The following is a 14,289-nucleotide window of genomic DNA, read 5'->3' on the forward strand; positions in this document are numbered from 1 at the left end:
CAAAGTCGTCTCGATTACACTGTGAGTGCATTTTGCGGGCTCCGGTTGTGCTGTGCACGCTCAACTAGGATGATAAGGGCCTCGATTGGCACTGCATTTCACTGAGTCGCTTCTTCAGTTTGCCTAGACTTTTCCTCCCCCCTACCTGTTGCTTTCCGCTTGATGTTCCCGCTTCGTCGCTCTTCGAAAGAACCGGACATCGATTGGCCGGCACTGCTGGCATTACTCGAAGACGACGACCGACGTGCCACATTGGCTCGATTGGCACCTACGGAGGGACGCGAAAGTTTCCTTGCCGCACTTCGCCGTATTAGCCCGGCCGTTGTTAAAGACACGATGACTTCGGGTCGTCGGCTGGAAAGTTCGGGCCGCTTGATTCAGCGTCCAACGGTGGCCGTCGCCGGCATGCTCAACAGCGGCAAGACGAGTCTGGTCAGTTCATTCTTGAGTCCGGCCGGCCAAGCTCGCACGCTCCGCGGCACATCCAACCGTGAAGGCACGCACCGGTTCGTGTTGTGGTTGCCCCAATCTTGGCGAGACGACGTGGACTTGTGGAGTTTGCTGGTTCAGCGGATCGGTGATTCATTGGGCAGTCCGCCTGAAGACCTTGCCGAGGATCCTGAAGCCGCCGCGGCCCAGTACAACAATCGCGCCGGCGATGTTTCCAGTTTGTCAGTCGCGTTGCTGGCCACCGACCCGGGTCTGGACGATGTGGGCGTCGGCTTGTTGGATTGCCCCGATATTGTTTCCGATGAGGAACTCGGATTGGGCTCCCCCGCCGAACGCAAAGCTTTGCTCGGACGGGCCGCAACTTTATGCAGTGCGTTCTTAATCGTCACCGACGCGGCATCTTCACGCGACACGACGCTGGCGGATTTGGTTCGAATCGCATCGGATTTGATGCCCGGCGTACCTCGGATGCTGGCCGTCAATAAAGTGCGTCCCCGACAAACACCCGATCAGGTTCACGAAACGTTTTCGCCACTGTCCAAGAAGTTTGGCTTATCGTCGATCTACGCAGCCTACGATTTCGACGTCCCTGCCTCTCGCCCGTTCATCCCGAAACTGGATGACGAACCGGTCGCCAATCCGGACGGCGAAGACGAAACCGAACCACTGCCCGTGTTCTTTGAGTTGGCCGAAAGCCCAGACGACAATCCGCCAGCGGCGATCTCCAGCGACCGCTTGTTGTCGTCATTGCCGATGAAGCTGGATCGAGGCGAACTGTTCGCTCAACTACACCGAGCCCTTCGAATTAATCTTGAAAAAACGATTTGGGATGAAGGCTTGGAGGCGATTCGCGATGACGCGGAAGAATCATTCGCCAAGACCCGTGAATGCCAACGGGTTCTATTGGATGCGTCGCTAGAATTTTTCGCTAACCGAAAAGTCGGCGGCGAGGTTATGGAACTTCGCCTGCATCAAAGCGAACGAATCATCCGGCAACTATCCGAATCGTTCGCTGCGACGGCGCCCTGGTATGCTCGCTGGGGCGTGCGTTTAAACTCAACTGTGCGGCGAATCGTGGGCGGCGCAGGCGACTTGGTGCGCAGCCTGACGCCGTCCGGCCTGTCACGAAAAACTGCCGACGAGATCAAAGGACGATTTCGTTCTGGCGAATACGGCGGCCTGATCGAACCGAAAGGACTTCTGCGTGAAATCCAGCGTCACGGTGGCACGATTGTCCTATCACATTATCGCGATAACCAATCCGGTGCACCGTCACCGTTGACTGCCCATGCTACCGATGTCGATTTAGAGGCGATCATTCAAGACAGCCTGCTTCTGCCGCCGATTGAACGCGCGGTGACGCGATTCGAACAAGACGATTTCACCACGCTGGATCCGCGCCGGCTCGATGACGCGATTCGTCAAATGTGGAAAGAGGTTCCTGTCCACAAAAAGATCGCTACTGGGCTGACACCGTTGGCTGCATTATTCGCCACGTTCGGTGCCGTCCTGATGGTGCCGATCGACTTTGGTGCCAACTTGTTCCTAGCCGCGTCGATCCCCGAGCTATTGGCTGCCGCCGGGCTGTCTACATTGGCAGCGATGTGGGCCAGCGACCGTGGGGCCCGAGACGTAGGACAACAAGCCGCCCGACAACAACTCGCGGACTTTCTCGCCGTATTGTGTGACGAACTTGGCATCGCACGTCCTGATCCGCCGATGCGGGTGCAAGTGGGCGGTAGCGAGATTGCGTTACCCACATCCAAGATCAGCCGCAGCGAAACCAGCGGCCCGTCGATTGCCGTGTACCGAGTGCGGAAAGAATTTGTGTCCGAGCTGAAAAAGCTATTACCTCGATCGGAGAACGTGTAATGCAGACGTCCCATTCCGATGCAGGTTCGCAGTTTGTCCAACGGGTTCGCCATGCCGCAACTCGAGTATTAGGCAATAGCGAGGCGGGCACCGAGATCCTTGACCTTTGTCGTTCACACGAAGATGCACGCGAGATGGTTTTGGCCGACCGAGCCGAAGACGCAACCGTCGTTGCGATCGTGGGCGCAACCGGCCAAGGAAAATCGTGGCTGACCCGCCAATTACTCAGCGACGCATCGGTCGCCGCGACCATTCGAAGCGGCAACAATCTCGACGAAGCGACCGAAAAGCTGACCTGGATTGGGCCGCGACCGCCCGCTGATCTTGATTCGCGTCACGAACGCTTTGTGGCCTGCGCCGCGTCCAAGATGCAGTCGATTGGAATGCCTTACTTGATCGTCGATGCCCCCGGTGCAACGGACGATCGACGCGGAATCGCGGGAGTTGCCGAACGAGCCTTATCATTAGCGTCGGTTTTGGTGTTGGTGATTCGCCGTGACCAATTGCGTTCCCAGCGGGTGACGGGCTTAGCCGCGGCATCCGAAGGCACGATCGTGATTCCCGTCGTGAACATGGCCCCGGTCGAAGCCGCTAGCTCGTCCGGTGCTCAACCAACGTCTAACACATCGTCATCCAGTGTGGCAGGAACCGATCTGGCTGCGGATATCGAGACACTGGTGTCTCGCCTAAGAGAGACAGCCCCGCAAAGCAGTATCCAACCCGCCGTCATTGTCCCCGACTTTGAAATTGACCCGCGAAGCGAAGAAGCAGTTGGAAAGGCGGCGGCGGAAGCACTTAGCAAATCGATCGAATTCGCCATCGAAGAAGCCGGCTCAGGCGACCACCGACGTGGCACACGCCTGTCTGCCATGGACGCCCGGTTCACCGCCGCCGTCGCCTCAGTGCTCCAGAATCAACTTCCGGATTTGACGAACGCGATTGATCGTCTCGATGCCGAAGCCCGTAAGCTACCAACCCAAATTGCGTCGACCCTGCTCGGCGGTCCGATCCCGTTGCGAGCGGCGGTTCGCAATCGTTTGCGACTGGAACTATTGTCCGACACCGCTGCGATTTGGTTTCCTTTTCGTACGATCTTGTCACTCTTAAATTTGACTCACGGGGCCTGGGACCGAGTCCTGTTGTCATTTTCCGGCTCGATTCCGTCGCTGGTCGGTGCCGTCTACACCGGCGTGCAAAACATCCGTGGTCAGCACGAAACCGGTCACGACTTGCGAAACGGGCTTCGCCAACGGGCCTCCGCCGCCGTCACCGATCGCCTGGGACCGATGGCCCATCGCTTTCGATCCGAACTGAACCAATTGCGTCGCGGACAAGTCGGCGCCGAGGACGGTCGCGACGAAATCGACGACACTCCGCCGGCGCGGCTTTCAGGCGTGGACGCCCTACAAGAACAATCCCAATCCGCGTTTGACGAAGCGATTCAAAAGGGCAGTGTGTCGGGAACGTTTGCTCTGGTCAGCGGGCTGATCGGGACAGTTATCTTTTGGTGCCTGATGGCGGGCCCACTCGTCGCGCTCTATCAAAGCTATCTTGGCGCAAGCATCGATACCTTGTTCGATTTATTAGGTAGCACCGATTCGGGGAGCTCCGACAATGCCAATTCCGTCGCCAACAGTTTGGCTGCACAGGGCTCCGTTGCCACCGATCATGGTCCGGTGATCGCCGATTCGTTGGAACTCTTCCCGCGGCCGCATGCATCGATGTTGTTGACCGGCTTGCTTTTGTCGTTGCTTCCAACATCGATCTTTGCCATGGTCGTGCTGTCGATTTGCCAAGGCCGACGGCGGATCGACCGAATTGAACGCAACCTACGAGACCGACACGACGCCATCATCGCGGACCTACAATCGTCCGGCGTGCTGCGGTTGCGTTGGAGTGATCCGTTGCTGGCGGACGCCGAGTTCCTATTGTCGATTGGACGAACGGGACAAAAACAATGACTTGGATCGTCTACGCACAAACGACGCCGCCGACCACCAACGATTCCCTGTGGGACATCGTCACCAGCGGCGGTTGGCCTGGGATAATGATCCTATTGGTGCTGGTCTCCCTTAGCATTGCGGCGGCGTATTTGGTCATCGATCAAATACTTTCGCTGCGTCGTGAAGACATCCTTCCAAGCGGCTTATCCAACGACATCGCGGGACTGCTTCGTGACGGGAAGGTGGCCGACGCCGACGAAGCGTTACGCGCTCGCCCAAGCGTGCTCGCCGGAGTGGTCTCGTTGGCCCTGACCACACGTGAATTTGGTTGGGCAGAGGTCGAAAAGACGGTGGAAGATTCCCTGCTGGAACGATCCGCCGCGATGCACCGGCGGATCGACTACCTGTCCATGATCGCTAATCTTTCTCCCATGGTCGGCCTTCTGGGCACGGTGACCGGGATGATTTTCGCATTTCGCCAAGTGGCTGCGACCAGCGGTGCTGCGGGAGCGGGCGACTTGGCCGAGGGGATCTATCAAGCCTTAGTGACCACGGTCGGCGGCTTGGTCGTTGCGATCCCTTCACTCGCCGCCGTCGGATTTCTACGTAATCGTGTCGACACATTAATGGCGGAAGTCACGATGCACGCCGAACGATCTTTGTCTCCGTTACGAAGAAGAATGGTCGCATCCGCCACGTCATCTACTCCGCGGATCGGGCCAGTCGCCCCGGCACAGATGCTGGGAACGAAGGTGAACCCGCCGAGTGTGGAAACCGCACCGCCAGTTCCCGCCGATCCCGCCTTGAAACGCCCAAACAATCCCTCTCAAACCAGCGTCCCCCACCCATCGACTCCATTGGCGCCACCTCAGCCACGCACGAAAGGGAAGCCATGACTCGCCTGATCGTCACCGGATTGCTCGCGGCCTCGATTGCCTTGCTTACCGGCATCTTCCCGAGCCTATTCGGCAGCAGAGGCTACGCTCAAGAACCGCTTCAGCTCGACGGTTTAGCCCCGATCCCGGTCAACCCGCTGGTTCCCGCACCATCGCCGGATGCTGAAGCTTCTTCGGCACCTACGCCCTTACCAGCGGATCTTTTTGCGCCCGTCGAAGCTCCAGCACCGCTTCAAACACCTCAAGACGACCGGGCTGTTGAGCAAATCACACAGGCTTTGCAGAAGACGGACGCACCGCCCCAGGCTCCTGGACTGCTTGGCGATGTTTTGGACATCATTCGTCAACGTGGAAGCATCTTGGATGGTTCCGTTTTAGACCCTAAGCAGGACTCGCCATTCGGTTTGATTCCTGGAAATACCGATAAGACCTCCGCCCAAGCGATTGGCGACCGGACCAACGACCGTGGCCTCCATGACTCGTCGAACTCATCTTCCACCGACCAACAATTTCTTGCAGCGGAATCGCTATTACGGACCGCTCGCATCTTGGAATCGCTCGGCCCAGCGAACGACCAGCGTGCTGCGTTGATCCGTCAAATGCGAATGGAAGCGTCAGCGATTCTGGCTCAACGCTTCGCCAATCAATCCAACGACACCTTTGAAACATATCTGCCTCAGTGAACCCTTCTCCCTCGTTGTCGCTATTTCAGTCGCTCAAAAAACGTCCTTGGATGGGCGCGTTATTGGTTGGTGGCCTGTTGGTTGCCGGTGTCGTCACGGCTGACTATTTCAGCGGCTATCCCGCCGACGCGAAAGCAACCTTTGTAGGACGGGATACGTGCGTTCAATGCCACCAAAACGAGTCACACGCCTTTGAAGGTTCGCATCACGACTTAGCCATGGACCTGGCAACCGATGAAACGGTCGTGGGCGACTTCAATGATGTCACGTTCGAACACGACGGACTTCAAAATAGGCTGTTCCGCGACGGCGACAAGTTTATGGTCCATACCGAGGGCCCCGACGGAAAGATGCAGAACTTCGAAGTCAAGTATGTTTTTGGAGTCGAGCCCCTGCAGCAATACATGGTCGAGTTCGACCGCAACGCGGACACCAAGGAAGACGAGGTCGCCCGCGTTCAAGTCCTTCGAATCAGCTGGGACACCAAGAACAAACGTTGGTTTTATCTGCGTCCGCCGGATGTCAAAGACAAACTCGAGCCCGATGATCCGCTGCACTGGACTGGCGTTGCCCAGCGATGGCAAACGATGTGCGCGGAGTGCCATTCGACCAATTTACAACGCAACTATGACGTTGCCACGCAAAGCTATCACACGACGTTTTCTGAGATTGACGTTAGCTGCGAAGCCTGCCACGGCCCCGCAAGTTTGCATGTGGAAATGGCCAACAGCAAGTCTCCGTTTTGGGACCGACACCTGGGCTACGGTCTGGCAAAACTGAAAGGCGAAAACTCACAGGCTCAACTGGAAACCTGCGCGCCGTGCCATTCACGCCGTGGCGTCTTGGACGGCTCTTTCCATGGCGGTGATTCGTATCACGACTTCTACAACCTGGAACTGCTGCGAGAGAACACTTACCACGCCGACGGCCAAATCAAAGATGAGGTCTACGTGTATGGCTCGTTCCTACAAAGCAAGATGTATCACAAGGGGATTCGTTGCTCGGATTGCCACGACCCGCACTCCTTGCAATTGAAGCACACCGGCAACGAAACCTGCACGTCGTGCCACCAACACCCCGCCGGCAAGTACGACATTCCATCGCACCATCACCACGCCGTAGGCAGCGAAGCAGCGATGTGTGTGAATTGCCACATGCCGCATACTACATATATGGAAGTGGATGCACGTCGAGATCACAGCTTCCGCATCCCGCGTCCCGATCTGTCGGTCAGTCTCGGCACGCCGAACGCTTGCAGTAATTGCCACGTCAAAGACCAACTCGAATCCTTGCCCGCTAAGAAGCAAAAGTCCCTGACGCTGTATCAGGATTGGCTACTTGCCGCCGAACAAGGAGACCAAGAGGTCGCCGAAGCAATCGCCAGGACCGATATTTGGTGTGACGACGCTTGCGAAAAATGGTACGGCGAGAATCGCCAAACACCCACTCACTATGGCGAAACGCTGGCAGCCTTGCGTGCAGACGACCGTGACGCCGTGCAAAAAGCGTTGCGTCTGATCGTCCGTAATGAATCGCTCGCTCCTGTCATCGCTCGGGCAACCGCCTTAGATGAAATGACCGAACGCGGGCACCGCGAGGGAATCGCGTTGGCGAAACAGCTAATCGAAAATCACGAATCCGGCACCGAGTCGATTGATCCGCTGCTACTGGCCTCGGCGGCACGTGCGATCGGCCGAGCCGAACCTCGGGCGGCCAAGTCGGTACTCAAACCGCTGCTAACCAATGAATCTCGATTGGTGCGCAGCGAAGCAGCCAAAGCTCTGGTCATGTCCGGCGCGTACGCGAATATGGTCGGCACCGAACGAGGCGAAGTGGACGCGATCTTAGACGACGTCAAAGATGAATTGATGTTCGCGTCAGACCGTGCCGGTTCGCACCTGGGCTGGGCAATGTTGAGCGAACAACGCGGACAGTTCACCGAGGCTCTAACCGCTTACCAAAATGCAATGGCCGTGGAACCGGGCACGACGGGGCCTCGAACGAACCTAGCCGCGCTTCTCGATAGTATCGCCACGTCGGCTGCCGAAGATCCCCGTGCGGCTTCGCTGGTTCAGCAAATCAATTCCAAGCTTGGCAAGTCGTCCAATATCCAGGACTGGATCAAACAACTACGAGCCGAAGAATTACCTTTGCTAGGCCGCGATGCCAAGCTCGCGCCGGACAACCCGGGACTGCAATATCGGTACGGGCTTGCCTTGTATTTGGCTGGTGATTTGCCAGGTGCGAAAAAGCAACTACAACGTGCCGTTGAACTGGCACCGGATGTGGAAGACTTTCGCATGGCCTTGCGGTTGTTGCAAGAAAAGATCGACTCCCAATAGAAAGGCTTGAGCTGCGATTTATGTTCCACCTGTACCGGCACGCTTCAATATACATCGATATGAATCAACGCCGACTTTCATTGCGTGGCGTTTCGTTTTCTCGCCCTTAGCGTTTCCCAATTTCACAAACTTCACGACTCACCTACACGACGAACCAATATGCTTCACGCAATCATCATGGCCGGCGGCAGTGGCACACGTTTCTGGCCCGCTTCTCGCAAGACGAAACCGAAACAACTCCTGCCGTTGGCGGGAACGCGTTCCATGATCCAGGCAACTTGCGATCGTCTCAACGCGGTCGTTCCCGCCGAACGCACCAGCGTGATTACATCACGATTGCTAGTGGAACCCATTGGGGTTCAGTTGCCCGAACTGCGGCCCGACGCGATTGTGGGTGAACCCTGCCGTCGTGACACCGCTCCTTGTGTTGGGTTGGCCGCGGCAATGGTTGCTGCGGAAGACCCTGACGGCATCATGTTGGTATGCCCGTCGGACCACGTCATCTTGCGACACGATGATTTTGCCGATGCGGTCCACCGTGGTGTGGCCGTTATCGAACAACAACCTGAATCCATCGTGACGTTTGGAATTCGCCCGTCCTATCCCGCGGAATCGTTTGGATACATCCAGCAAGGCACCGTCTTAGCGGGACACGATGCATATGAAGTGGAATGTTTTCGAGAGAAGCCCGATCGCGCGACCGCGGAAAAGTATGTCGCCGAAGGAAACTTCCTGTGGAACAGCGGCATCTTCTTGTGGAAGGCGAAAACCATTCTCGATGCACTTGCCAAGCACGAACCTGAAATGCACAAGCACCTTCAAAACATCGCTGCCGCGATCGGTACAGATTCCTTCGAAAAAGTATTGGATTCGGAATTTGCCGCAATCGAAGGCAAGTCGATCGATTATGCCGTAATGGAACGCCACGACCAAGTCGTCGTTATCGAAGCCCCCTTCGACTGGGATGATGTCGGTAGTTGGCAAGCCGTTGCACGGCTCCAGCCTCTGGACGATCACGGCAATGCTGCCGTAGGTGACCACATTGGCATCGATTCGAAGAACTGCATCGTCCAAGGTGAACCAGGCCACACGATTGTGACCATTGACACGGAAGATCTGATCGTGGTGCAAACCGCCGATGCGACCCTGGTTGCTCCACGATCAAGCGAAGAACGTGTGCGTGAGGCGGTCGCTGAACTTGAAAAACGTGGCCAGATCGACAAGATTTAGTCCTTGATCGTCTCAAAGCTCCTTTTTTTCATATAAAGAGATGACAGCTCGTTGGCGGGGTTTTGGCGTCACGAGTGTTTTGAACCGACGACTTTCTTAAATCCAACGCCGTGGTTTCCTTGGCCGATTCGACAAAAACCAAGGATTCGATACACTTCCGGTCTGTGGAACGGGTTTTGCCGCTTGTTCCCCATCGAAGCACCCCAATTTTTTGCTAAAGCACTGTTAGTTTGACCGATCAGCCCCCCGAATCGACTCCCTCACCAAAATCGTCCAAAGCGGCCGCCAAGCAACCCAACCAGATGGAACAACCCAGTCGGGCGATCCGTCCCCATGGGATTGAGGAAGCTCGCAAGATTGCCACCGAAGCCGCTCGGGTTGCCCTAGAAAACAACGGGCACGATGTGCTGGTTCTGGACATCAGCGGCCAATCAGCGGAATTCGATTTCTTCGTCATTTCAACCGGAACAAGCCGCCGTCAACTGCACGCGATCAGCGAACAGATCGACGATGCTTTGGAAAAAGGCATGGGCGATCGTCGCATGGGAATCGAAGGCTATCAGGAAAGTAGCTGGATCGTTCTCGACTACGGCAGCTTGGTAGTGCATCTATTTGATGAAGAGACACGCGAGTATTACGACCTCGAGTCGCTGTGGGCCGATGGTAAGCGCATTCCGCTGGAAGACCTCGGGCTTACCCCCAACGACTGATTTTTTCTTCCCGTAGATATCTCTCGCATGATGCACTCATGAACCTAACGACCACGCTACGCGACCACTTCTTTTCTGCCATTTCCAAACTAACCGAAGACGCGGACCAGTACGCCGGCATGATTCGGCCGGCGGCTGATACCAAGTTTGGTGACTACCAATCCAATGCTTCGATGCCGCTGGCAAAACGGTTAGGCAAACCGCCACGCGAAGTGGCGACGTCGCTGGTCGAGTCGCTGTCTCTGGATGAGGTTTGCGAGACCCCCGATATCGCTGGCCCCGGTTTCATTAATTTGAAACTACGTAACTCGTTCTTAAACCAAGCCATGTGTGACATGCTTGGCGACGAAAGAGTCGGTGTCAGTAAAGTTGAAAAGCCGTCGAAAATCATCATCGACTACTCGTCCCCGAATGTTGCCAAACCGATGCACGTCGGGCACATTCGATCGACCGTGATTGGTGACGCATTATCACGACTGCACCGATTCGTCGGTCATGACGTGATCACCGATAACCACTTGGGTGACTGGGGAACCCAATTTGGGATCATTATCTATGGCTACAAGCATTTCGGCGATCCCGACAAGGTAGCGGCCAATCCAGTACCGGAATTGTCCAGCCTTTATCGATTGACGAATCAATTGATCGAGTATCACAAGGCAAAGGCGTCGCTCGCGGGACTCGATGACAAGCTGGCCGAAGCCAAAACGAACGCGGAAGCCGAGTCTAAATTGGCGGAACAAGCCGCCGCGGACGTAAAGCTATCGGCCAAGGAGAAGAAAAAGGCTCGCAAATCAGCCGACTCCGCCGCGAGACGAATCGATTCGGTCAAAGCTGAAATCGAATCCGCTCAAGCAAAAATTGCTGCCGTCGATAGTGATCCGGTACTTGCCAAAGCCGCCTCGGTACACCCTGGTGTTGCCGATGCGGTTTTACGTGAGACGGCAAAACTACATGAAGGCGATGAAGAAAACCGCGCCTTGTGGGAAAAGTTCTTGCCGCATTGCAAGGATGAAATCAATCGCATTTACGATCGTCTCGGAGTCACATTCGACCATGTGCTTGGCGAAAGCTTCTATCACGATCGCCTTCCCGTTGTCGTTGAAACACTCGATAAGCTCGGTCTAACGACCAAGAGCGACGGGGCGGTTTGCGTTTTCTTGGATGGCTTTGATAGCCCCATGATTATTCAGAAACGCGATGGTGCCTATTTGTATGCCACCACTGACTTGGCAACTTTGCAATACCGACGCGAGACATTCGGGCCTGACGAAATTCTCTACGTTGTCGATTCACGTCAAAGCGAACACTTTGAAAAGTTCTTCTCCATGGCCGGTCCGATGGGCATGGATGGAATCAAACTGGTGCACGTGAACTTTGGCACCGTCTTGGGGGCTGACGGACGGCCCATGAAAACTCGAAGCGGTTCACTGATTGGTTTAGAAAGCTTGCTTAACGAAGCGGTCGCCGCTGCAAAACAAGTTGTCTGCAACCCCGAACGACTTGCAGTGATGGATCCGCCTATGGATGAAGCGGAACAAAACCATATTGCTGAAATTGTTGGTATCGGAGCGATTAAGTACGCCGACTTATCGCATCACCGAACCAGCGACTACCGGTTCGATGTCAACAAAATGGTGGCCTTAGAGGGAAATACCGCAACCTATGTGCAGTACTCCTACGCACGTACGCAAGGCATCTTAAGACGTGTTGCTGCTGAAATCGAAACCGATGACATTGCAAAGTGGGTCGTTGAAACCACCAACCCAGAAAACTTTGAGCTTCGTGAAGATGCCGAACGAGCCCTCGCAATCTCACTCTTAAGGTTTGAAGAAGCCATCGCGGGTGCGATTGCAGGTCAAGCCCCAAACCAAATGAGTGACTACCTTTACGACACCGCAAAAACATATAGTACGTTCAACGAAGCGTGCCGTGTGCTAGGGAACACTGACCCTGTTGTCTTACACACTAGGGTTGCATTAGTCCTCTTAACCGGACGTGTACTGAAACAAGGACTTGAACTTCTTAATATCGGTGTCATAGATCGAATGTAATGGATTGACAAACCCTGCTGTTTGCCTATTTTGTCCATAGTATTTTCTGTGAGCGGATCAAAGTGTTTTGCAGGACTGCGATTTTCTTTGATCCTGTAAAATGAATAGTGAAAGACAACATGGCCAAAAAGAAGCCGGGCGTTAACAAGTCCAGAGAAATTCGCGATTACTATGCTGCTAACCCGAAGGCAAAGCCACGCGAAGTGGTTGATGCGATGAAGGAGAAAGGGATTGAAGTGAACGCGCAATTCGTCAGCACGGTCAAGTCAAACTCAAAGAAGAACCCCAGCAAGCGTGGCACGGCAGCGAAGTCGACTAGCGCGACCAAGGCTCCCGGTCGCAGCGCAAAGCGTGCTGTCACCGCCAAACGTCCAGGCCGCAAGCCAGCCAACGCCGTTTCCGGCGAAATCAGCTTGGATTCGTTGATCAAGGCCAAGAGTCTTGTTGATGAAATGGGTGGTATCGAGAACGCTCGCGTTGCTCTGTCAGCACTTGAACAGCTCACCGACTGATCCGACTCAGATCGGATCCATTGGTTTAGCGCTGCCTTCGGGCAGCCGATGACCGGTAACGACAAGACGATCATCGGATTGTCTGCAACACTCCGGCTACCTTTCTAGTCGCCGGAGTTCTAAGCTAAGGAGGTGTTAGTTTCACTTCCTTGGGACGGATTCTGCTGTGGCTCGAAATGAACAACTGATTCGCCAGCACAAACTTTTGCAGTTGCTGGAGTTTTCTCGGTTTGGACGCACGGTCGAAGAACTACGTGGCGACCTGGTAGCGGATCTTGGACTGACAACGCTGCACGGCCGCACCGTCCGCCGCGACATCGAGGCGTTACAGGCCGCTGGATACGACATCCAGAATGAGCAGGTTGAACGGGGCAAGGTTTATAAGCTGGGTCGCAACCACACAGCCGTCCACGAGATCGCGTTCTCAGCCACCGAATTGATCGCCCTGGCGATTGGACGTGAACTACTGACCCCGCTAATGGGAACTCAGTACTGGCAAGGGATCGAGACGTTCTGGAACAAAGTCCAAGAAGCGATTCCGGAAGGTGTCTACGAACACTACGAGCGGTATCGCCGAGTGCTCTACGTATCAGGCACCCCATCGAAAACCTACGCTGCCCAAGCGGGCATGCTAAAGACGATCACCCGGTGCATTTTGGAACACCGCGTTGCGGAAATTCAATACAAATCCGTCGGTCGGGAAGCAAGCCAACGTCGCATTGAGCCGTACGCTTTGGCAGTGCATCAAAGCAGCATTTATGTCGTCGCGGCGGCTCCCGAAGTGGCCGATGCTTCAGAGCGTCTACGGAACTGGAAGCTGGACCGCTTTCAGCAAGCGACCGTGACGGACGACTACTTCAAGCCAGACCCTCACGTCGATTTGGCGAAGTTCTTATCCAAGAGTATCGGGATTTTCTCCGGCGAAACGTCAACCGAAGTCAAAATCCGTGTCGGGCCGCGATCCGCTTCCTACCTCAAAGAAGACCCTTGGCATCCCGATCAAACACTGGAACCCGCCGAACCACTGGGCGAGAACGAAACGCTTGATCCTAACGCAGACCAAATTCTAACCGTGCCAGCATCTCACCCTCGTGAACTACTCCCTAAGGTATTGGCGTTGGGAGCGGATGCGGAGGTCATCTCGCCAGCGGAGTACCGGGAAGCGGTTGCTTCGGTGATCAAAACGTTGAACCAAAAATACCAATAGCCCCCTGTCCTGCAGCGAGCACAGTACGGCGTCCGAATCGTAGACACCCCCAGCGGGCGAAGGCCTACAAGCGACGCAGACAAGCCCATTGACGAACTGTGATGGCATAAAAAAACCGGCAGGCTGTCTCCATCGAGACACCCTACCGGTCCAATTCGGCTACAGCCAGTCGGCGGCAAAATGGAGCCGCTGGGAGAATCGCACTGGTCTCGGCGTGCTACTGCACTTGCCTTTAGTTGACCAGGACGAACCCTAAAAATGATCCCTCTGCCGATGTGTTTGGCTGAGCCTGACAAACCTCACAAGGTTTGCTATGTGCATTTTAGGCAATACACCTGCTGCAGCAAGATAGATCGGGTCTTTTCCGCCAGATCTTCAGCGGAAATGAAT

At 55.5% G+C, this 14,289-nt stretch carries 10 protein-coding genes; all 10 read left to right on the forward strand.

Annotation, left to right across the window (positions count from 1 at the left end; translation table 11 throughout):
• The first annotated feature begins 162 nt into the window (after positions 1–162).
• The 10 genes from ACR3ZL_RS18700 (at position 163) to ACR3ZL_RS18745 (ending at position 13,899) form a co-directional block, all read left to right on the forward strand.
• Positions 163–2,322 (forward strand): hypothetical protein, encoded by a 2,160-nt coding sequence (locus ACR3ZL_RS18700; protein ID WP_473651586.1) that lies wholly within the window; start codon positions 163–165, stop codon positions 2,320–2,322.
• Entirely contained in the window at positions 2,322–4,283 is a 1,962-nt protein-coding gene (locus ACR3ZL_RS18705) for a hypothetical protein (protein WP_486172869.1), read from the forward strand. Before ACR3ZL_RS18700 ends, ACR3ZL_RS18705 begins: the two co-directional genes overlap by 1 nt.
• A complete protein-coding gene (locus tag ACR3ZL_RS18710) occupies positions 4,280–5,161 on the forward strand; it encodes a MotA/TolQ/ExbB proton channel family protein (protein ID WP_473651585.1) in 882 nt (293 codons plus the stop codon). The genes ACR3ZL_RS18705 and ACR3ZL_RS18710 overlap by 4 nt, the downstream gene beginning before the upstream one ends.
• Complete coding sequence (locus ACR3ZL_RS18715; RefSeq protein ID WP_473651584.1) at positions 5,158–5,844, forward strand: hypothetical protein; 687 nt, start codon at positions 5,158–5,160, stop codon at positions 5,842–5,844. The genes ACR3ZL_RS18710 and ACR3ZL_RS18715 overlap by 4 nt, the downstream gene beginning before the upstream one ends.
• Positions 5,845–5,894: 50 nt before the next feature.
• Entirely contained in the window at positions 5,895–8,186 is a 2,292-nt protein-coding gene (locus ACR3ZL_RS18720) for a multiheme c-type cytochrome (RefSeq protein WP_486173595.1), read from the forward strand.
• 159 nt (positions 8,187–8,345) lie between these two features.
• Entirely contained in the window at positions 8,346–9,416 is a 1,071-nt protein-coding gene (locus ACR3ZL_RS18725) for a mannose-1-phosphate guanylyltransferase (protein WP_473651581.1), read from the forward strand.
• A gap of 230 nt (positions 9,417–9,646) precedes the next feature.
• Positions 9,647–10,126, forward strand: coding sequence for a ribosome silencing factor (gene rsfS / locus ACR3ZL_RS18730; RefSeq protein WP_473651580.1), 480 nt, complete (start codon positions 9,647–9,649; stop codon positions 10,124–10,126).
• A 38-nt stretch (positions 10,127–10,164) separates the two neighbouring features.
• Entirely contained in the window at positions 10,165–12,180 is a 2,016-nt protein-coding gene (gene argS / locus ACR3ZL_RS18735; RefSeq protein ID WP_473651579.1) for an arginine--tRNA ligase, read from the forward strand.
• Between the two features lie 119 nt (positions 12,181–12,299).
• Positions 12,300–12,692, forward strand: a complete 393-nt coding sequence (locus ACR3ZL_RS18740) for a hypothetical protein (protein ID WP_473651578.1) — start codon at positions 12,300–12,302, stop codon at positions 12,690–12,692.
• A 166-nt stretch (positions 12,693–12,858) separates the two neighbouring features.
• Positions 12,859–13,899: a helix-turn-helix transcriptional regulator gene (locus ACR3ZL_RS18745; RefSeq protein WP_473651577.1), complete on the forward strand. Its 1,041-nt coding sequence runs from the start codon at positions 12,859–12,861 to the stop codon at positions 13,897–13,899.
• The last annotated feature ends 390 nt before the right edge of the window (positions 13,900–14,289 follow it).

The sequence above is a fragment of the Rhodopirellula sp. J20-39 genome (assembly GCF_057365095.1).